The 21,053-nt window shown below is 37.6% G+C and carries 26 protein-coding genes; 19 read left to right on the top strand and 7 right to left on the bottom strand.

Translation table 11 applies throughout. The features are described from left to right. Positions 1–87: 87 nt before the first annotated feature. Positions 88–984: a Fic family protein gene (locus FIB07_03430; protein ID NJD51898.1), complete on the bottom strand. Its 897-nt coding sequence runs from the start codon at positions 982–984 to the stop codon at positions 88–90. A gap of 158 nt (positions 985–1,142) precedes the next feature. On the opposite strand from FIB07_03430, the gene hemB reads away from it, so the two are divergent. Further along, positions 1,143–2,120: a porphobilinogen synthase gene (gene hemB / locus FIB07_03425; GenBank protein ID NJD51897.1), complete on the top strand. Its 978-nt coding sequence runs from the start codon at positions 1,143–1,145 to the stop codon at positions 2,118–2,120. Further along, on the top strand, positions 2,120–2,554 hold the full coding sequence (locus FIB07_03420) for a hypothetical protein (protein NJD51896.1): 435 nt from the start codon (positions 2,120–2,122) through the stop codon (positions 2,552–2,554). The genes hemB and FIB07_03420 overlap by 1 nt, the downstream gene beginning before the upstream one ends. On the opposite strand, the gene FIB07_03415 is transcribed toward FIB07_03420, so the two are convergent. The 6 genes from FIB07_03415 to FIB07_03390 all read right to left on the bottom strand — a co-directional run bounded on the left by FIB07_03415 (position 2,513) and on the right by FIB07_03390 (position 8,417). Then, positions 2,513–3,481 (bottom strand): SDR family oxidoreductase, encoded by a 969-nt coding sequence (locus FIB07_03415; GenBank protein ID NJD51895.1) that lies wholly within the window; start codon positions 3,479–3,481, stop codon positions 2,513–2,515. The genes FIB07_03420 and FIB07_03415 overlap by 42 nt on opposite strands. A gap of 32 nt (positions 3,482–3,513) precedes the next feature. Beyond that, positions 3,514–4,518 carry a nucleotidyl transferase gene (locus FIB07_03410; GenBank protein NJD51894.1) on the bottom strand — a complete coding sequence of 335 codons (1,005 nt, stop codon included), beginning with the start codon at positions 4,516–4,518 and terminating at the stop codon, positions 3,514–3,516. 25 nt (positions 4,519–4,543) lie between these two features. Then, positions 4,544–5,827: a UDP-glucose/GDP-mannose dehydrogenase family protein gene (locus FIB07_03405; GenBank protein ID NJD51893.1), complete on the bottom strand. Its 1,284-nt coding sequence runs from the start codon at positions 5,825–5,827 to the stop codon at positions 4,544–4,546. An 89-nt stretch (positions 5,828–5,916) separates the two neighbouring features. After that, on the bottom strand, positions 5,917–6,522 hold the full coding sequence (locus FIB07_03400) for a rhomboid family intramembrane serine protease (GenBank protein NJD51892.1): 606 nt from the start codon (positions 6,520–6,522) through the stop codon (positions 5,917–5,919). Continuing rightward, positions 6,519–7,745 carry an NADP-dependent malic enzyme gene (locus FIB07_03395; protein ID NJD51891.1) on the bottom strand — a complete coding sequence of 409 codons (1,227 nt, stop codon included), beginning with the start codon at positions 7,743–7,745 and terminating at the stop codon, positions 6,519–6,521. Before FIB07_03395 ends, FIB07_03400 begins: the two co-directional genes overlap by 4 nt. Then, positions 7,746–8,417 carry a hypothetical protein gene (locus tag FIB07_03390; protein NJD51890.1) on the bottom strand — a complete coding sequence of 224 codons (672 nt, stop codon included), beginning with the start codon at positions 8,415–8,417 and terminating at the stop codon, positions 7,746–7,748. Positions 8,418–8,737: 320 nt separating this feature from the next. On the opposite strand from FIB07_03390, the gene FIB07_03385 reads away from it, so the two are divergent. The 17 genes from FIB07_03385 to FIB07_03305 all read left to right on the top strand — a co-directional run bounded on the left by FIB07_03385 (position 8,738) and on the right by FIB07_03305 (position 21,050). Further along, a complete protein-coding gene (locus FIB07_03385) occupies positions 8,738–8,992 on the top strand; it encodes a DUF2283 domain-containing protein (protein ID NJD51889.1) in 255 nt (84 codons plus the stop codon). 66 nt (positions 8,993–9,058) lie between these two features. Further along, positions 9,059–9,262, top strand: a complete 204-nt coding sequence (locus FIB07_03380; GenBank protein ID NJD51888.1) for a DUF104 domain-containing protein — start codon at positions 9,059–9,061, stop codon at positions 9,260–9,262. Then, entirely contained in the window at positions 9,195–9,659 is a 465-nt protein-coding gene (locus tag FIB07_03375) for a PIN domain-containing protein (GenBank protein NJD51887.1), read from the top strand. The genes FIB07_03380 and FIB07_03375 overlap by 68 nt, the downstream gene beginning before the upstream one ends. 352 nt (positions 9,660–10,011) lie before the next feature. Further along, the gene (locus FIB07_03370) at positions 10,012–10,233 is read left to right on the top strand and encodes a hypothetical protein (GenBank protein ID NJD51886.1); all 222 of its coding nucleotides are present in this window, start codon (positions 10,012–10,014) and stop codon (positions 10,231–10,233) included. Further along, positions 10,230–10,682: a type IV pilin gene (locus FIB07_03365; protein ID NJD51885.1), complete on the top strand. Its 453-nt coding sequence runs from the start codon at positions 10,230–10,232 to the stop codon at positions 10,680–10,682. The genes FIB07_03370 and FIB07_03365 overlap by 4 nt, the downstream gene beginning before the upstream one ends. A 52-nt stretch (positions 10,683–10,734) precedes the next feature. Then, a complete protein-coding gene (locus FIB07_03360; GenBank protein ID NJD51884.1) occupies positions 10,735–10,947 on the top strand; it encodes a hypothetical protein in 213 nt (70 codons plus the stop codon). 434 nt (positions 10,948–11,381) lie between these two features. After that, positions 11,382–11,753: a VOC family protein gene (locus tag FIB07_03355; protein NJD51883.1), complete on the top strand. Its 372-nt coding sequence runs from the start codon at positions 11,382–11,384 to the stop codon at positions 11,751–11,753. A gap of 30 nt (positions 11,754–11,783) precedes the next feature. After that, positions 11,784–12,311 carry an SRPBCC domain-containing protein gene (locus tag FIB07_03350; GenBank protein NJD51882.1) on the top strand — a complete coding sequence of 176 codons (528 nt, stop codon included), beginning with the start codon at positions 11,784–11,786 and terminating at the stop codon, positions 12,309–12,311. 57 nt (positions 12,312–12,368) lie between these two features. Then, on the top strand, positions 12,369–13,049 hold the full coding sequence (locus tag FIB07_03345; GenBank protein NJD51881.1) for an isoprenylcysteine carboxylmethyltransferase family protein: 681 nt from the start codon (positions 12,369–12,371) through the stop codon (positions 13,047–13,049). Positions 13,050–13,227: 178 nt separating this feature from the next. Further along, positions 13,228–13,941, top strand: coding sequence for a class I SAM-dependent methyltransferase (locus FIB07_03340; GenBank protein ID NJD51880.1), 714 nt, complete (start codon positions 13,228–13,230; stop codon positions 13,939–13,941). A 12-nt stretch (positions 13,942–13,953) separates the two neighbouring features. After that, positions 13,954–14,961: a radical SAM protein gene (locus tag FIB07_03335; protein NJD51879.1), complete on the top strand. Its 1,008-nt coding sequence runs from the start codon at positions 13,954–13,956 to the stop codon at positions 14,959–14,961. Between the two features lie 15 nt (positions 14,962–14,976). Further along, the gene (locus FIB07_03330) at positions 14,977–15,684 is read left to right on the top strand and encodes a class I SAM-dependent methyltransferase (protein NJD51878.1); all 708 of its coding nucleotides are present in this window, start codon (positions 14,977–14,979) and stop codon (positions 15,682–15,684) included. A gap of 92 nt (positions 15,685–15,776) precedes the next feature. Continuing rightward, positions 15,777–16,199, top strand: a complete 423-nt coding sequence (locus FIB07_03325; GenBank protein NJD51877.1) for a hypothetical protein — start codon at positions 15,777–15,779, stop codon at positions 16,197–16,199. Then, the gene (locus FIB07_03320; protein ID NJD51876.1) at positions 16,196–17,125 is read left to right on the top strand and encodes a hypothetical protein; all 930 of its coding nucleotides are present in this window, start codon (positions 16,196–16,198) and stop codon (positions 17,123–17,125) included. The genes FIB07_03325 and FIB07_03320 overlap by 4 nt, the downstream gene beginning before the upstream one ends. Then, a complete protein-coding gene (locus FIB07_03315) occupies positions 17,125–18,057 on the top strand; it encodes an asparagine synthetase B (protein ID NJD51875.1) in 933 nt (310 codons plus the stop codon). Before FIB07_03320 ends, FIB07_03315 begins: the two co-directional genes overlap by 1 nt. 32 nt (positions 18,058–18,089) lie before the next feature. After that, on the top strand, positions 18,090–19,658 hold the full coding sequence (locus FIB07_03310) for a polysaccharide biosynthesis protein (GenBank protein NJD51874.1): 1,569 nt from the start codon (positions 18,090–18,092) through the stop codon (positions 19,656–19,658). 99 nt (positions 19,659–19,757) lie between these two features. Further along, positions 19,758–21,050: a 4Fe-4S ferredoxin gene (locus tag FIB07_03305; protein ID NJD51873.1), complete on the top strand. Its 1,293-nt coding sequence runs from the start codon at positions 19,758–19,760 to the stop codon at positions 21,048–21,050. Positions 21,051–21,053 lie beyond the last annotated feature (3 nt).

The raw sequence follows: 21,053 nt of genomic DNA, 5'->3' as shown, positions 1-21,053 counted from the left end.
CTGATTCTCTTTTTGGTTACTAAATTCTTTGTGTAGCGCCACAATTTTCAAAATAAGTTAAGTTATTCCTGCCAGATCGGTCACTGCCTATTTCTTTTTTTTAAGATATCCGCTATGTTCTTTCAAATACTGTTTAAAGAACCATTGCAGGAATATACTATCCTCTCTTTTGGTCTGAGACCGTTCCAGGGCCCCATAATAACCCGCTCTTTTTTCATAAGATATATTGAGCATAGGGAAGCCATGCTTATTTAAAACAAAGTTCATCATTAACCTGCTTATCCTGCCATTCCCATCTGCAAAAGGATGAATTGTTACAAGTTTAAGATGGACAAGCGCCGCGAGTTCAACAGTATGCATTTTGTCCTTATTTTTGCGATACCACTTGAAAAAATCCATTAGCAGAGGATATATTTCTGCGGGAAAAGGCGGCATGGATTTACTTCCTGCGATTGTTACCTGATGCTGCCTGATCTTCCCTGCTATGTCTTTTTTTGTGTCTTCAAATAATTTTTTGTGAAAGTAAAGGATAACATCAAGTGACAGCTCCTTCTTAGAATTAAGCAGCTCATAAAATACTTTCCGGTGCGCTTCTGCCTCTTTTGCATCTCGCATGGGTTTAGCATTTGGAGTTATGCCTTTTTCAAGGAGAAGTGAGGTTTCCCTGAAAGTGAGCGTTGATCCCTCTATCCTGTTCGTATCATAAGTGAATTTAATAGCGAAGTTCTCTAACTCTTTTTCCTTTGCCGATGGAGGGGTGCTTTTTTCCTGCACTGAATATTCTTCTTTTATCCTGTCAAAAAGAAAAAACCATTTATCCCTGTAAATTTGAGAAATAAACTCCTGCTTCAACTCTTCGATATTTGGCGGCAAAGTTTTTCCAAGGTATTTTTCCTTCTTCTCCACATTGCCATTTTCACGGAAGCTGTGCTCAAGGTAATAATATGTCTGTTTTCCTACTGTTTTTTTTCTGATTGATACCATGAGATCATATTATGTTATCCATACAAACATATAAATTTTTGCTTTTTTCATAAAATGTAGGGACAAGGAAGTAAATAGAATAACTGACTTAAAATATTTGTCAAATAAACAACCCGAATCGGTAATAATTAAGTACTTCCCATCCAATTATAACAAGTATGTTCCCCACGATGCGCATGAGAAGATTGCGCACATCAAAATTCAGGCCCATGGTCCGTGAAACGACTCTTGATGTCAGGGATTTGATATGTCCCATATTTGTCGATGAAACAATATCAAAACCTCTTGAAATTAATGCAATGCCAGGCGTTTTTCGCCAGTCCCTTAAAACTGTTGCAGATGAAGCAGCAAGTATTTCAAAGCTTGGTATCCCCGCAATAATTATTTTTGGAATCCCTGCTGAAAAAGACGAAGCAGGAACCCATGCATACGGCGACGATGATATAGTCCAGAAAGCTGTGAGGGCAATAAAAAAGAAAGCAGGAGATGACCTGATCGTGATCACTGATCTTTGCCTTTGCGAATACACATCTCATGGCCATTGCGGCATGGTAAACGAGAAACATGAAATACTCAACGACCCTACCCTTGATATCCTTGGAAAGACAGCAGTGAGCCATGCCCATGCAGGTGCTGATATCGTTGCGCCTTCGGGAATGATGGATGGCATGGTGGGAGAGATCCGCAGGGCACTTGATGATAACAATTTCAATGATACACCAATAATGTCCTATGCTGCAAAATATTGCTCCGTGTTCTACGGCCCGTTCCGTGAAGCTGCAAGTTCGGGCTTTTCCTTTGGCGACAGGGCTTCATACCAGATGGACCCTGGAAATTCCGATGAGGCGCTTCGCGAAGTTGCGCTTGATATCGAAGAAGGCGCAGATATAATAATGGTCAAGCCTGCAATGTCTTATCTTGATATTATTTACAGGGTAAAGAAGAAATTCAAGATGCCAACTGCGGCATACCATGTCAGCGGAGAATATTCGATGATAAAAGCGGCAGCCCGGAATGGCTGGATCGATGAAAAAAAGGCTATGTATGAATCACTGATATCGATAAAGCGAGCAGGCGCAGACATGATATTGACATATTTTGCAAAAGATGTAGCTCTTGACCTGAATTCAAAGTAATGCCGGGATACAACAAACACAGGATATTCAATTATATTATTTTTATAACTGTTGCCCTTATCCTTTATTTTGAAAATATCTTTAGTTTCAGTCCGGGAATGCTGCTTGCGATATGTCTGGGATTTTACATAGGCACTGAATTTGTAACCCCTGACCTTGATGTCGATAGCACAGCGTATAAGCGATGGGGGAGGCTAAAAATCCTTATGCTTCCCTATAAGTTTTTATTCAAACACAGGCAAAGTTCACATAATATTTTTTATGGGGCGATCGTGAGGATATTATATATCGGAATAATAATCCTGGGATTTTACTATCTCATGTTTAAATCGCTTCCACAGGAATCTACTTTTTCATATGTTTATGTGATTATTTTCTTAACTGGAATAATATTAGCTAATGCCCTGCATGTGATCCTGGATAAAATCTTTTGACGACAGAACACCCTTAAAGTACTGTATAGTATTTTTTAACCCTTGCTCAAGATAGACTTTTGGTTCCCACTTCAGGATTTTCCTTGCTTTTGTGATATCGGGTCTTCTCTGTTTCGGATCATCCTGTGGCAATTCCTTGAAAACGATCTTTGAATGTGTCCCTGTTAACTTTATTATGAATTTTGCAAATTCAAGGATAGTATGCTCTTCGGGATTCCCGACATTTACAGGACTGGAATAATCAGACATCATCAGGCGATATATTCCCTCAATTTCATCACTCACATAGCAAAAGCTTCTTGTCTGGGAGCCATCCCCATATACGGTGATGTCTTCCCCATTCAAAGCCTGTCCTATGAAATTAGGAACAACGCGGCCGTCATTTAAACGCATACGCGGGCCGTATGTATTGAAAATGCGTATTATCCGTGTTTCAACGTTATGATACCTGTGATATGCCATAGTAATGGCTTCAGCGAATCTTTTTGCCTCGTCATAAACTCCGCGTGGGCCTATAGGGTTTACATTCCCCCAATATTCCTCACTTTGCGGATTCACAAGAGGATCGCCATAAACCTCGGAAGTTGAGGCAAGTAAGAACCGGGCGTTCTTCTCCATGGCAAGACCCAGCATGTTATGAGTACCAAGAGCGCCCACCTTGAGAGTCTGGATAGGCAGTTCCAGGTAATCTATGGGACTGGCGGGACTTGCAAGATGGAAAATATAATCGATATTTTCTTCAAGATAAAGAGGTTTTGTGACATTATGTTCAATAAATGAGAATTTTTCATTTTCGATATGAGCAATGTTATTTTTATTTCCTGTGATAAAATTATCTACACAAATGACCTCATGGCCTTTCGCAAGCAACAGGTCGCATAGATGCGACCCGATAAATCCTGCCCCGCCCGTAATTAATGTTTTCATATGTACCTCATAATATTATAATTTAAAAATCTTTAGAATTCAATTGATGATGAATCACCGATATTAAGGGAATTATGCTTACCGTGTACGCTGGCATCATCTCCGATTATAGAACTCTGGAGATTAACTTTAGATATGTGAGAGCGCGAACCTATAACGCTATCTGAGATTATACTGTTCTCAATATAAGAATCACTTGCGATCGAGGCATGCGGCCCGACAACCGAATTAATGATCGTAACATTATCCCCGATTGCGACCGGTTGAATAATTACAGAATCTTTTATCTGGTGGATATGATCCACATCCTCTTTTTCATCAAGCAGCACACGGTTTGTTTGCAGGAGAGAATCAGAATGCCCGCAATCGTACCAGCTTGAGACAGGGAATGTCTTGAGACTGTAACCCCTGTTTATCATTTCCTGTAATGCATTTGTGAGCTGGTACTCACCCCGCGCCCTGATATCGTTCATTATCATTTCTTCTATGATCGATATAAGAATTTTTGTTTCTTTAATAAAATATACACCTGCTATCCCCAGATTGGATTTCGGATGAGCCGGCTTTTCTTCCATGCTTTTTATGAAATATCCGTCAAGTTCAACTATTCCGTATTTTGTGGGATCTTCTACTTCCCGCACTCCAATTGAACCTGATGTATTCCCGTTTTTCATGTGATGATTATAAAATTCGATGTATCCTGCCTTGAATATCATATCTCCAAGAGCGATCATTATATCAGAATCGCCAATTTCTTCCCTTGCCACATAAATAGAATGAGCAAGACCTAACTGCTCATCCTGGTCAATATAACATATATTAAATTGATCTGAATAATTTGCATCGACATAAGATATGATCTGTTCTTTCTTGTAACCCACAATAATTATTATTTCCTCAGGCCTGGCATCCTTCATCCTGTCAAGTATATGGCCGATAATGGGTTTTCCTGCGATATACACCATCGGCTTTGGTTTTGTGTATGTATGGGGAAAAAGTCTTTTTCCAGCCCCGGCTGCAGGAATAATAACTTTTATTTTATTTGTCGTTATTTTCTTCATTTTACCAGCAAAGTCCTACATATTTAGTACCTTTTCGCGGTGTAAGCATATGACGCCCGTCGATAATAAGTTTGTTTCCCATCAGGTCAAATTCCTTATCAAGCTTTTTGAATTCATCCCATTCGGTCATTACAAGGCAAGCGTCTGCTCCTTTCAGGGCATCGGAAGCACTTGAATTATACTTAATATTACCAAAAATCCGGCTCATATTCTCATTTGCCATCGGGTCATAAGCGCTAACTTCCGCTCCATTTTCAAGCAACTCATTTATTACCGGTATTGCTCTTGATTCCCTTATATCATCTGTATCGTTCTTGAAAGCCAATCCCAGGACAGCAATCTTTTTTCCTTTTAGCTCTCCAAGTTCTTTCTTAAGCAATAATACCATCTGTCCGGGCTGCTTTTCATTTACCTTGATGACCGATTCAAGGATCAAAGGTTCATATCCTATGGCTTTTGCCTTGCCGATAAGCGCTTTTACATCTTTCGGGAAGCATGAACCTCCAAAACCCGCCCCGGAGTTAAGGAAATGCGGACCGATCCTGAAATCTTTTCCAACGGCTTTCATTACTTCGTAGGTATTGATATCCAGTTGTTTACAAATATTTCCGACTTCATTTGAAAAGGATATTTTTGTTGCCAGGAATGCATTATTAACATATTTGATCATTTCAGCGGTTCTTGGATTTGTCCTTGTTATCTCGCAATCAAGACCGCTGTAGAGTGATGCTACGAGATCGCCTGCCTTTTTATCAGTTGATCCGATGACTATTTTATCAGGATGCATGAAATCATAAATTGCTTTTCCTTCCCTGAGGAATTCAGGGTTCATAGCTATACCGAAATCCCCGGGATGTTTCTTTGAATATTTTTCAATTATTGGCAATACTACTTTTTCTGTTGTCTCAGGAACTACTGTGCTTTTTACAACAATAACATGGTAATCTTTTTTATCTTTGAGAGCATCACCAAGGCTTGCACTCGCCGCTTTAACAATACCAAGCTCTATATTTCCGGACGGGCCCGATGGTGTCCCCACACATATGAATGAAACATCGGAATTCATAACCGCATACCTGTAATCAGAAGTCCCGCTCAATTTTTTCCCGGCATGCTTTTTTAGAAGTTCGGCCAGCCCTTCCTCATATATAGGAGGAATACCTGCATTTATCATATCAATTTTTGATTTATCAATATCCACGCAGATTACTTCATGCCCAAGTTGCGCAAAACATGCCGAGCTTACAGTTCCTACATAACCTGTGCCTATCACTGATATTCTCATAATTTAGTCCTATTACATATTATTTTTATTTTAATCTTTTCTTTATTTATTGTATCTTTATTTATCAAATTCAAACTATTCATATCCACCTAAACCCATTTACTCAAATAAATATATACTATCAAATAAACGATTAACAAAGCAAAAGTAAGAAACAGGCTCTCTTTCCACTTCTTGTTCCATTTTGCCCCGAAAAACATTCCTATGATAAACCCGAATATGTGTGACAGATACGCAACATTCCCACCAGTAGCGTTTTTAACCGCCATTATATTGAAAATAAAATACAAAAGCGCAAGGGGCCCGATCGGTGAAAGGAATTGGACTGAATACCCGGGGTGCCGGGCAAGCAAGAGCGCGGCCATCACTGAAAATATGGCGGCAGATGCCCCCAGCATGCTCGTTCCCGGATAAAATGGTATACTGATAATAAATGATAATATGCCGCCTGTAAAAAAAACAAGGGCCAGATTGAAGGCTCCGACTTCATCTTCAAGGCTGTTCCCGAAAACATAAAGGAAAATCATGTTCCCGGAAAGATGGACAAAATTTGCATGAACAAAAAGACCGGTCAATAAAGTATAATATGCTCCGTGGAAAAGGGCATATTCACTGAATGCAAGATTCTCTTTTGAGACCCAAGAATAAAGGCTTAAAAATATGCATAATATTATCAGGAAATTCGTGAACTTCATTGATCTTGGACCAGTTCTCTTGTATGCCTTGCCACTTCTTCGGGAGAAACCCGTTTTCTTGCAACTCCACTTTCCATGGCAGCCAGGGCAACAGCAGAGGCAACCTGCGGCGCGACTTCCGGATCAAAAATGCTTGGAATTATCATTTCTTCCGAAGGTTCGGGCACAAGCGATGCCAGCGTATTTGCCGCTGCCATTTTCATTTTTTCATTAATATCCCTTGCCCTGGCATCCAGAGTTCCCCTGAATATCCCGGGAAAACCAAGGGCATTATTTATCTGATTGGGACAATCCGAGCGGCCCGACCCTACAATACGAGCTCCTGCTTTTTTTGCTTTTTCCGGCATGATCTCAGGGATGGGATTAGCAAGCGGCAGGGCTATTGCATCATCGGACATGGATCGTATCATTTCCTCAGATACTATTCCCTCCACAGATAAACCTATAAAAACATCTGCTCCCTTCATGGCATCTGCAAGATTTCCCATTATCTTATTTTTATTAGTAAGCCTGGCAAGTTCTTCTTTATAAGGATTAAGCTTGGCCCTGCTCTCATAAATTATACCTGTTGAATCGCATATTATGATCTCCCTCACCCCTTCGTCTATAAGGAGTTTTGCACTTGCCGTAGCCGCTGCGCCCGCGCCGCTTATAACAACTTTTATATCACGGAATTTCTTTCCCACAACTTTCAGGGCATTTATCAGCCCGGCGAGCATGACGAGAGCTGCTCCATGCTGGTCATCATGGAATACGGGAATATCAAGTAATCCTTTCAGACGTTCCTCAATCTCAAAACAGCGCGGTGCGCCTATATCCTCAAGATTGATGCCGCCAAAAACAGGCGCTATGTTCTTTACGATATTTATTACTTCTTCAGTATCCTTCGTATCAAGGCATATCGGAAAAGCATCTACGCCTGCAAAAGCTTTAAAAAGCGCCGCCTTTCCTTCCATAACGGGAAGCGCGGCATGACCACCGAGGTCCCCTAATCCCAGAACCGATGTGCCATCACTCACTACGGCAACAAAATTTCCTTTTGAAGTATAACGGTAGATGTCATCCCTGTTTGATTGTATCCGCAGGCACGCCTGTGCTACGCCCGGTGTATAGGCAAGGCTTAAATCATCTTTTGTTTTTAAACTTACTTTGTTTTTCAGGGCTATCTTTCCCTGATGCGCTTCATGGAACTTTAATGAGCGTTCATAGATCGGTCCTTTCATTTAACCACTCTCTTTTAATGCTTTTTCCACTGCTTCCTTATGAATCTTCGCAGCTTTATGTATTCCGCCTTTTGTGCCCCGGATTGCCCTGCAAGGGTACTGCTGCACAAGAAGACCGCCTTTTGCAGGAGCTTCATCTATTTTTGACCCGATAAGTTTTTTTGCCATGTGCAATGTGCTTCCGCATGGGGCACCCCGGATGACCTTTACTGTAGATATTCTACCTTCTTTTGTAGTGACCTGTATTTGCGGCCTCCCGAAACATGTTGCAAATTCCGTAACGGTATTGTTGCCGGATTGGCCTATATCGCAGCATATCTCGTGTATTTCGATATGAATGCCATATTTTTTTGACAGGTTTAAAAGCTCATCCCTTCCGCCTGCTGTCGCTGCGCCTCCTGCGATAATGACAGCACAAGCCCCGTTTTCGCCTGCAAGCCGGACAATTTCAGGTGCCAGGTCGGGATGCATTATGTAAGCTATTATCAGGTCATTTGAAAAAAAGGTTTTATCCAGATCCAGCCCTTTGATAAATTCTTCCGGAGATTCTATGAAATCCGGAAGTGATTCGGGAATCTCTAAAGATGAAACCCTGAAACTGGAATTATTCCTTATATTTTCGATCAGGCGCAAGCCGTATTTTCCCCGCGTTAATACACCTATGGTGATCATTCTCAGGCTATCATTTGTTCTTCCAACTTTAAAAATTCTTCTTTATCTTTTTAGCAGAAATCATGGTTATTTATAACATTTAAAATAATAGATACAACAATTAGACTGTCTGGTCAGGTGCCATTGAATGGATTTTGTAGATATACTCAACCGAAAAATAACACTCACATCTGAGAGGTGGAAGCATATTATAGGTTCACATCCTGAACTTAAAGACTTAGTAAAAGATATAGGAAAAACTCTATTAGAGCCAGAATTAATTACAAAAAGCGTTTACGATGATAATGTGTTACTGATAGAATAAAGAGCGGAGTTATAATATGGAAAAAAATTTGAAGTTCTTTTTTGATAAAAAGGGGGACGTATTGGATATTGCGATCGGAATGCCAATAGGTGCTATTTCCAAAGAGATTGGAAATGACATTTTAATGCGAGTTGACCCAAAAACAAAAGAGATAGTAGGATTTACTATTTTAAATTTTGAGAAGAGATTTGAACATTTGAAAAAAGCAGAAACATTGCCTATTACTGCCACTTTTGCTGAAATAAGTAAAGCTATGGAAGCAGAAGGATAAAGAGGAATATATTTGAATCATAATTCAGCATAATTACTATATACAAAGGCAACCTTTTAAAATAAAATGAGAGTAAGAGCAATTTACATGGACAAGATGTTGAAACCAAATAAAAAGTTGAACCTTTCCGAAGGTGAAGAAGTCACGATAGAAATACGGAAATCCAAAGTGGATAAGCTTGTGGGTCTTCTGGGAGATATAGATATTGATTCAGTCGAATTACAGCACAGCACGAAAGGAATCTGGGCAAAAAAAAGCTTATCTCATTGATACTAATATTTTCCTTGAGCTTATTTTAAATAGAGCTTTTAAGAACGATTGTGCGCGATTGCTTAAAGAGGTGGAGAATGGCAATTTGGAGGCTTATGTATCTTCATTTTCCATTCATTCAATAGAAGTTATATTAAGCAACTTCAATAAACAAAAAGAACTCAAAATATTCTTGAGTAGCATAATCGATTTCGAAGGTTTATCTGTTTATTCAACAAATATTGAAGAAGAGCTTGAGGCTATTGAGGAGATGGAAAAAGGACTTGATTTTGATGATGCGCTGCAATCATTTATTACAAAAAAGCTGAAAGCTTCAATAGTCAGCTATGATAGGCATTTTGATAATATTAAAGGATTGAAAAGGCTTATACCATCCGATATTTTAAAAAATTTATAATTTTGAGTAGTTAGAATCCTGTTGAAGCAGATGAGGACACATGGGAATTGCGTTAGGGGGCAGGCCGGGATGGTAAGCAAAATATAACTTATCTGGACTGTCCCGGCGCTTTAAAAATGGCAGGTAATGCACTGACACTTTTGTAATTCTCGTTTTTGAATTCATATATATTTTTTGATTGTTTATTACATAAAACGCTATCAAAAGAATCAGTCTATATTTTTTGAAAAATGCTCATTCTCATTTTAATGTCCTGACTCCCACTATCTTTAAATATGTCATAATCATAATTATAGTTATAAGAAAAATTATACTTCTAATAGGGTATGATTTCTCTTGAAGGAGACTAAAAATGGCGAAAATAATGCATGTACAAACGGTTCTCATGGTAGAGGATATCGAAGCCCTGAAAGAAAAAACGGGTGAGACCAATACCAAAGACGCTCTCGCCAAGGCAGTCTCACATTATCTTGAATGTGAATATACACAGGTTCAGAATATGTGGACTACAAAACTCGAAAACGTTGTAAAAAATAGAACTAAAGGAATATATCAGGAGGAAAAACAAAAATGAAACTTAGAAACAATGAAGAGGCAGTATCGCCAGTCATCGGTGTAATTCTGATGGTTGCGATCACTGTAATATTAGCAGCAGTTATCGCTGCGTTCGTATTCGGTATGGCACCCCCGGCAAAAGCGCCATCGGTGCAGTTGAGAATTCAGGCAGATACCGGAAACTTAACACTTACCCATAATGGAGGCGATGCACTGATTCTGAAAGATGAGAGAATCACAATAACTAATGCAGTCAGTAATATACCAGTTGATGCTATTACAGCTATCGCTTTAAGAGGTAATACGACTGAATTCCAAAACGGAACTGCAGTCGATACTCTTGGTGCAGGGGCAAGCATTGTCCATAGATGGGCATCAGCACCTGCAAAAGGAGATATTTTGAATATTATGCTGCAGGATGTCCCATCAGGCCAGGTTATAACCCAGATGAAAGTAACAGTAATTTAAACCTGTGAAATGCCCCCTTTCATGGGGGTCATTTTACTTTTTAGGAAGGTTTATGACCTCAAAACAACTCTTCTTAATGCTCTTATTATTCATCCTTGCATTAGTTGTCATGACGCTCCCGGTCTGGATAGACAGGGCTCTTCCGATGATGAGGAACAGTATCAATTCAGCGGGTAAGACTTTTGAGGATATGTGGGTTGCCCTGAAGTATATTGCCGACAGGCTTTCAGAGGATATCCCGAAGCTGATGGATAAGTATTTGTAACAGGGTTGAATAACACTATGATAAAATGTTTCTCGTCCCCAAAAATTATATTCATCTGTGCAAACACAAAGCTTTTTGGATGGAAACGCATATGATTACAGGATAAAATGTCAATACTTGTTGATGCTACCATAAAAAAGGGATTATTTTTCCGAAGAAGCGCCTTGATATAGAAGATCAGGACATCGTAATAAGGATAAAACGCGTTCATACGAGCGACACGCTGAACCTCACCTGAGAGCCAGCACACATCTATCCTTAGAAACACATATTTTCGTGCGCCTTCACTGTAGAATAATCTTGCCTGTATATCGGTTTGTGCCATAAGAAATAATATTGAATATTTATTTTAATATATATAGAATAGTTTTTCATCCCCTCCATCCAAAACCTATATCCCTTCCGGCCACCCAATATCAATCAAGGTGAGTGTAATGCCAACAATAATCCATTTTGACCTGCCAGCAGATGATCCTGAACGCGCCAAAAAATTCTACGAAAAATTGTTTGATTGGAAATTCGATAAAGTACCGATGCCAACTCCCTATTATCTCATAGAGACCGCAGACCTGGAAGGAAAGCCCGGAGTCAGGGGCGGGATGGGAAAAAGAGGGCTGCCCGGACAGCAGGTCTCGAATTATATCGGTGTCCCTTCAGTAGATGATTACTTGGCAAAAGTAAAGAAGCTGGGCGGCAGTATCATCATGCAAAAAACAGCAGTGCCGGGCTGGGGATATCTTGCGATATGCGTTGATACCGAGAACAATACATTCGGGCTGTGGGAAGAAGACAGGAATGCGAAGTAATTTTTTCGCAATTTAGCGGGGAGGAAATATATGGCCGAAAACAAAAAAAGAAGAAACGTCGCAGAGAATACTGAGGAGAGAGAACTCGCCATCATGCGCATATTTGACGCACCGCGCGAGCTCGTGTGGAAGGCGTGGAAAGATCCTGAACTCATGAAGCGCTGGTGGGGGCCGAAAAACTTTACGGCGCCCGTTATCAAGATCGATTTCCGCATTGGGGGCAAGTACCTGTATTGCATGCGATCGCCGGAGGGACAAGATTTCTGGAGCACTGGCGTCTATCGCGAAATAGTTGAACTGGAGCGTATCGTCTGCATTGATTCCTTTGCAGATGAGAAAGGCACCAGGGTTTCGCCTTCGCATTACGGAATAAGCGGCGACTGGCCGATGGAATTTCTGGTGACGGTGACATTCGAAGAACATGAAGGCAAAACAGAGATGACTTTGAGGCATGCCGGTATCCCGGCCGGGCAGATGAGCGATATGGCAGAAGCCGGCTGGAACGAATCCTTCGACAAGCTTGCCGAAAGTCTAAAATATGTAAATGACAAAAAATAAATAGACAAAAATTACAGCAACACCAGGCATTACAAGGGAATTTGACGCACCAAGAGAATGAAAACTGAAATACCAGGATTAAAAAAACAGGTCATTTTAAGATTCATAATGGTTCTCATTTTTATTGGCTTGATGCTGTTCTTACCAGCGGGTACATTGTATTACTGGCAGGCGTGGATATATTGCGGCATTCTTTTTATTCCAATGTTTTTTATGTTATCATATTTGTTAAAGAAAGACCCTGAACTGCTGGAGCGGCGAATGAGGATGAGAGAAAAGGAAGAAAAGCAAAAAAGTATCCAGATATTCACAACTATTTTTTTCTTCATTGGCTTCATAATACCCGGTCTTGACTATCGTTATCACTGGTCAAATGTACCTGTCATTCTCGTTATTGCGGCAAATGCTATCGTTTTGTCAGGCTATATTTTTGTTTTTTTCGTTTTTCGGGAAAATAGCTATGCTTCCCGCATCATTGAAGTTGAAAAAGGGCAGAAAGTTATCACAACAGGCCCTTATGCATTGGTTCGTCACCCTATGTACCTGGGAGTATTGCTGATGTTCTTATTTACTCCGCTTGCTCTTGGTTCATATTGGGCATTGTTTTTCTTTCTGCCCCTGCTTCCACTGATTGTATTGAGAATATTAAATGAAGAGGAAGTATTGTTAAGGGAACTTCCGGGTTATGAAGAATATTGCATGAAAACGAAATACCGTTTAATTCCATTTATCTGGTAAATTTTTTCATTAACCGAATCTCACAACCTTGGAATTAATATACTAAAAAGATCAAATACCGCAGGAACTACAGGAATCAAACCTGTCTGAGTAGCCTGAGCACAGACACAATGACGCAGGAAGCCTCACAGACCGAGCGTGAGGGATTGCACAGAGTGACTAAAGGAAGACGATAGATATGGATATAGAAAAATTTTATGACGAGTACTGGACGAACATAGGAGATACTGTAGATCACGACAGATTAAATATGATTGTCAGGCGCATCGAACCGGGAGAAAAAGTTCTTGAAATTAATTGCGGATTAAGCATTCTTGCTGAAAAAATAGCCAAGAAAGGTGCTGATATAACTGTTACGGATTTATCAAGCGTTGCGTTAGAGAGAGCAAGATCAAGAGGATTGCAAAAAAGATTTAAAGTGGATATAGATACCCAACCCTTACCAGTATCTTTTGAGTCATCGAAATTTGATACAATCGTAAGTAGCTCAATGATCGAACATTGTTTTTTTCCGGAAAATACTCTCAGGGAAGGGGCAAAAGTTTTAAAGGATGGCGGAAAATTTTATGCAATGGTATCAAATATCGGACATTGGAGATTCAGGTTATGGCTATTGTTTGGTAGATTTCCTTATCTGGAAGGCACTCCTACTGATATGTTACATTTAAGATTTCTTACTGTGCATAGTTTGAAAGAATCAGGAAAAAAATATGGATTAGAGGCTAAAAAAGTTGAAGGTCATCCAGGATTATGGGCTGGCTCACTTTATTCGTGGTTATTTACTGTTCGTCCTATAAAACAGGTGTATGAATTATTGACAATGGTTTATCCGTCTTTATTTTCCAGATATATGTTAATTACTTTTGAAAAGAAAAAAGAACTGAAAATGTAAAAAGGGATCAAAATGAAAAATATGATGAGGAAAATAGGCCATATTAAAAAATATTTCTATTATAATCAAAAAAGAACAGAACTTTCTTTTTATCCTGACAGAATATATTTAGAGTTGACTAACCACTGTAATTTCCAGTGCATAATGTGTCCTAATGGCAGGGGATTAATGAAAAGAGAAAGGGGATTTATAGATTATAATTTGTGTAAAAATATTATAGATGAGATGGCGCCTCACGTAGATACTATAGTACTTCACAGCTGGGGCGAATCGCTGCTTCATCCAAGAATATTTGAAATTATTAAATATTGCGGAAAATACGGCGTAAGAACAGAGTTATCGACGAATACAAGCTTACTGAATGAAGATATCGACAGAAAGATCATTGATTCTGGTTTGTCTATGATTTATCTGTGTATCGATGGAGTTACAAAGGATACTTATGAACGTATTAGAAAGAATGGGGATTATGAGAAATCGGTACATAATGTAGAGGACTTCCTTAACATAAAAAAATCTACAAAAAGTAAGAAACCTTTTGTAAATCTCCAGACAGTTATTATGAAAGAGACAGGTAGTGATATAGAGAATTTCAAAAAGAAATGGTCAGTTGAAGGAGTAGATAAAATTAATTTAAAACCTCTGGATACATGGGGGGGTCAAATATCCGAAATAAACCAATTAAATCTGAATGAAAGTAATGAAAATAAAGAAGAAAGTCACAGACCTCATTGTCCGAATCTCTGGTATCATGCGTATATTTTCTGGGATGGTAGCCTTGTATGCTGTGAAAGGGATTTTGATGTTGTATATCCTATAGGAAATGTCAAAGATGGGGTAATGAAAGTCTGGAATGGACCTAAAATGCAGGATTTAAGAAGAAAGCATGTTAATTTAGACCTTGAAGATGTTCAATCATGCAGGAATTGTAATGAATGCCGCTGGTGGAAACCTACTTTGTTCTCCTCCTGGGGAAATATTCCGCAGAACACAGCGAAAAAAGCATCTAAGGATAACTAAAATTGGGAGATAGTTATGGACATGGAAAAATTTTATGATGATTACTGGGCAAATAAAGAAGATTCCGTAGATTATGATAGATTGGATATGATACTTAAACATATCGAAACGGGACAGGAGGTTCTTGAAATCAATTGTGGGGCAAGTCTTCTTGCAAAAAAGATAGCGGAAAAAGGTGCTGATATAACAGTTACAGACATATCAAACGTTTCTCTGGAGAAAGCAAGATCAAGAGGCATACAAAAAACATTTAAAGTGGACATGGATACCCAATCATTGCCAGCATCTTTTTACTCATCGAAATTTGATATAGTTGTAAATAACTCAATGATCGAACATTATTTTTTTCCTGAAAATACTATAAAAGAAGGAGTAAAAGCCTTAAGAGACGATGGAAAGTTCATAGTTATCGTACCTAACATCGGACATTGGAGATTCAGATTATGGTTATTGTTTGGCAGACTTCCTTATTTGGAAAATACCCCTTCTGATATGTTACATCTAAGATTTCTTACTGTACATAGTTTAAAAGAATTAGGGAAAAAATACGGATTAGAGGCTAAAAAAGTTGAAGGTCATTCTGGATTATGGGTCAGTTCACTTTATCCAGGATTATTTAGAATTACTCCTGTAAAACAGATATATAATTTTTTGACGATGATTTATCCATCTTTATTTGCCCGATATATGTTAATTACTTTCGGAAAAAAGAAATCAAAATGAAAAATACTGATTTTAACGAAGATTATTCAAACACATACGAATTTGATACATAGGTTATTTAGAAAACGTCCAAACGCATATAAAGTGCGAATATGAGAAAGAGCCTCACAATATTAACTACATTTGGTATTTTATGGAATGGATTTTCCCAGTTTACAACACAGCTCTTTCAATTTATAGTTCTCATAATTCTTGCCAGACTATTATCTCCAGAAGAATTTGGAATCGTGGGCATGACGACGATTTTTTTAGGATTTATTATTTCCATCAATGAGTTGGGGCTAAGCGCAGCGATAATTCAACGAAAAGATGTAAATCAAATGCATCTCTCAACATCATTCTGGGCAAGCGTGGGTACCGGAATAGTACTTTGTCTTTTAACGATACTTTTATCTTCATTCATCGCAGACTTTTTCCAACAGGAACTTGTTAGACCTGTACTGATTGTAAGTTCTACGGGCCTTATAATAGGCTCTTTAAGTATCGTTCCCAGAGCAGTACTTGAAAAAAAATAGAGTTTAAATCAATAACAATTGTAGAAATTTGTGCTGCATTTGTTTCTGGTATCGTATCTATTTTTCTGGCAATTAAAGGTCTTGGGGTTTGGAGCCTGGTGTTTGGTACCCTTTCAGGTAGTTTGATTTCAACAATTATCTTATGGAAAATAGGTTCATGGAGGCCTTTATTGAATTTCAGTTTCGTCCATTTCAAGGAACTTTTTGGCTTCGGAGGTAATGTAATGGTTTCTTTTCCCCTGGAAAAGATATCATGGATGATAATGAGGGTGACTTTTCCTGCATTTTCAACAATCCAGCATGATAACAATATCCTGAGAAAAGGGTATCTTAAGGTAATTAATATTATCTCCTTAATTACATTTCCAATGCTTGTCGGACTGTTTGCTGTTGCTCCGGAATTTATTTTATTTTTTTATGGTGAAAAATGGACTTCAATGATTATCCTGGTGAAAATACTTTGCATGGTGGGGGCTTTGCATTGTATTGGTGCGGTTACAAGCACAGTACAATATTCAAAAGGCCGTGCAGACCTTCAATTCAAATGGCAAATCTTTACTGCGATCATGATATTAATAGCAGTAATAATCGGAGCAAATTACGGGATAGTTGGAATTGCCTCTACGATTACGATTATGACATATATTCTGGTATATATAATTCAAAATATAACGAATAAATTAATTGATTTAGATATGTATGTTTATCTGAAAGAGATTTTCCCGGCAACATTAGCTTCAATAGTTTTAGTAATCATTATTGAAATATATAAAGGAATGATTTCCGCATATGAAGTTCAAATTATAAATGTGTTGTTAAGTTCTATAATTATTGGTATTGTGGCTTATATGCTATTAATCCGGATATTTTTTGGTCATCTCTTTGGTGAAATAAAATTATTGATATATGAAGCAGGAGGCCAATAATGGTTGGACTGGCTGGGGTTGTGTCAACTGATAATAAAGAAATAGATATTGAAAAATTATCCTCACTTATGTGCCAGGTGATCAAACATGAAGAACGTCATAAAACAGAACTTTATATTAGCAATGGAATAGGAATGGGTAGAGTCCATCTGGGTATCCTGAATCCAGAACCACAGCCAATGTTCAGTAAAGACAGATCTATATGGATTATGATGGACGGAGAGATATATGATACCCAGGATATAAAAACAGAATTGATCTCAAAGGGTCATATTTTTTCAATTGACAATGATCCGGAATTGATTTTGCATTTATATGAGGAATTGGGTAATGACTTTGTTGATAAATTAAATGGCAGTTTTTCGCTTGCAATCTGGAATGAGAAATCTCAGAAATTACTCATTGCCAATGATAGATATGGATCAAGACCAATTTATTACACTAATTCAAATGGATACTTATTATTCGGATCGGAAATAAAAGTTATACTTCAGGATGAAACTTTTAAGAAAAGAGTCGATGATAGATCAGTTACAGAGTTTTTCTCTTTTGGACACATCCTTGGTAACAAAACCTTTTTCTATGGAATTGAACTCTTACCGCCTGCTTCAATAATGACCTTTGACAGAAGAAATGTTTCAATAGATAAATACTGGGATTTAGAGTTCAATACAAAATATGAGAATCATACGGAAGATTACTACATTGAAAAATTATATAACCTTGTATTGCAGTCAGTTGAAAGACGTATGAAAGGAAAGAAAAGAATAGGTGTTATGTTAAGTGGCGGTTTGGATTCGCGGACGATCGTTGCATCTATCCAGAGAAAGCATTATCCATTTGATACCTTCACCCACGGTGAACCCGACTGTAATGATTTGATAGGACTGTTAATTACTTTTGAATTGTGGAATAGAAAATTTATTGATTAAAAGAAATATGGAATTTTAAAAATATTCAAATCATGATTAAAAAAGTGAATGGAAAATATGTGCTAAAAGTAAGTAATAAAGAGGATTTTGGCAAACAGGTACCACGAAATCTTATTACAAACATAATATTTTTTCTAATAAATATTTTAATAGGTATATTTTTAGTGCCTTTTTTTATCGATACTCTGGGAGTTGCAGGTTACGGTCTCATTCCGTTAGCGACTTCGGTCACTAATTATGTGGGTCTGGTAACACAATCTCTTAACATATCTGTTTCAAGATTTTTAACAGTTGATTTGAGGAGAAAAGATTTTAAAAAAGCAAATATAATATTTAATACAGCTTTTTTTGGAACTTTTGGGATTATTTTACTTTTAATTCCTGCGGTTTTTATAATATCTTATTATGCACCCGACTTTTTTAAGGTTCCATCAAATCAAAAATACGAAGTTACTCTGTTATTTCTTGGTATTATGGGTGCTTTTTTAACAAAGACTTTAAGCAGTGTTTTTGGAGTATCGTTGTTTGCATACAACCGTCTGGATCTACAAAATATTATAGAATTATTTAATATTCTTCTTCAAGTTTTTTTAATAATTATGCTATTTTCAGTATTTTCCCCCCGGTTAAGCTTCATAGGACTTTCTTACTTGATAGGAGCAATTTTTGCTTTTATAATAACATTTTATTTTTCAAGAAAAGTAAATCCTCACTTTAATATCAATTATCTGGATTTTAAGCTATCTCAATTAAAAGAAATAGCGGGCATGAGCAAATGGTTAATTTTAAATCAAATTGGTGCCCTTCTTTTTCTTCAAATCGACCTTATTGTTGTGAATAAATTATTTGGAGCCGCAGCAGGTGGAGAGTATGCTTCAGTATTGATCTGGAGTATACTGTTAAGATCAATGGCCGGCGTATTATCTGGCGTTCTTACACCTGTTATTCTTACCTATTATGCAACGAACCGGTTCGAAGAGATCATTAATATTTCAAAAAGTTCGGTAAAATTTATGGGTTTTGCAATGGCTTTGCCGATAGGTTTTATATCTGCTTTTGCTCCACAGATTCTCTCAATCTGGCTGGGGCCAGGTTTTATGAAGCTTGCACCTTTAATGTGGATTTTTCTATCCCACCTCATCATAAATTTGTCAGTCCTTCCGCTTTTCTCCATAAATACAGCTTTTAATAAAGTGCGTATTCCTGGTATTTTAACCCTGATTATGGGAGTTGGAAATCTTTCGCTGGCATTAATAATACCCCATATCACAGGCTGGGGCTATTACGGAGTAGCTGTTGCAGGAGCCATTGTTCTTACATTTAAGAATTCATTATTTATTCCATGGTATGCGACAAAAGTTCTGGGTATTCCAAAACATACATTTATAGGTTCAATGCTTCCAGGAGTTATATCCACAATAATGATAGCGGGAGTTATCATAGGAATAAACCGAAACATTAATATATCTACAATAATACCGATGATAATCACAGGGATTGTGATGACTATGATTTACTTATCAATAATATGGTTAGTAGGTTTAAATAGCTCAGAACGCAAGATCATTAAATCATTCATACCATTCCAGCAAGGAGATTAGGGATTGAATTCTACGAATGTAATTAATACAATTGTTAAAAATGATCTTTGTTGTGGCTGTGGGGTCTGTTCAGGAATATGCCCGCAAAAAAAGTTAGTTATGAAATTTAATGAATATGGAGAATATATACCTTTTCAAGAAAAAGAATGTTCCAGAATATGCGGGATTTGTTTAAACGTCTGTCCATTCCATGACCAGAACACTAATGAAACAGAATCAGGAAAATCACTGTATGAGGGAATAAGAGATATTAAATATTTGCCCGAAACGGGTTATTATCTTGATTCTTATGCAGGCTATTCAGCTAATTTCAGGCAAAACAGTGCATCCGGTGGAATGACTACATGGTTACTTACAACATTATTACGAGAAAAGTTAGTTGATTATGTGATCGCTGTTACTGCATATCCCAATCCGGATCAACTTTTTCAATATACAATATTTGAAGATGAGAAATCAGTTTTGACATCATCAGGATCAGTATATTATCCTGTGGAAATGTCTAATGTAATTAAGACCATACTGGATAAACCTGGCCGTTATGCAATTGTTGGTTTGCCATGTTTTTTGAAAGGATTGCGATATGCAGCTCAAAAAAACAAAAAATTAAAAGAAAGGATATCTGTTACAGTTGGTCTTGTCTGCGGACAAATGAAAAGCAAGCATTATACGGCATATCTTTCAGCATTAACAAACGCGGGTGGTAAACTTCGAAATGTACATTTCCGGGGAAAAAGTCCCAATAAACAAGCCAGTAATTTTTATTTCTATTGTGTTAATGAAAATGGTGATGAAGGAAAGATCTTTTCTAGTGATGGAGTAGCAGAAGCCTGGATTAATCGGTGGTTTACTCTAAATGCCTGTAATTATTGTGATGACGTTTTTGCAGAACTGGCTGATGTGACGTTTATGGATGCCTGGTTGCCGGAATATTCATCTGATAGTAGAGGTACTAATTTAACTATTGTAAGAAATCCATTTATTAATGACCTTATCCTTAAAGGTAGTAAAGAAAATCAAATTAATATTGATAAAATATCCATAAAAAAGGTAATTGAGAGCCAGCAAGGTGTCATAGACTTCAAACAAAGATCAATTTCGTATCGATTGTATCTGGCAAAAATAAAAGGATTGAAGGTACCGGACAAAAGGCTGGATATGTCAAATAAAATCGATCTTTTTAAAAAGCAGGAAATCAAAATCAAATATGAGATGCAGAAAGCCAGTAAACATCTTTTTATTGCAAATTACAAAGGAAATGGGTTTAATATCGAAAATTTTCGGAATGGAATGCAAATCTATCTTATAAAAATGTCAATTCAAAAAACAGTTTATAGTATATTTACAGATGCTTATTTTATGGTCAAAAAAATCAAAATAATTTTGAGTTGAACT

The organism is Candidatus Methanoperedens sp. (assembly GCA_012026795.1).
In the GTDB taxonomy this organism is placed as follows: domain Archaea; phylum Halobacteriota; class Methanosarcinia; order Methanosarcinales; family Methanoperedenaceae; genus Methanoperedens.
The sequence above is the reverse complement of the archived record's forward strand: the minus strand, read 5'-3'. Positions and strand labels throughout refer to the sequence as shown.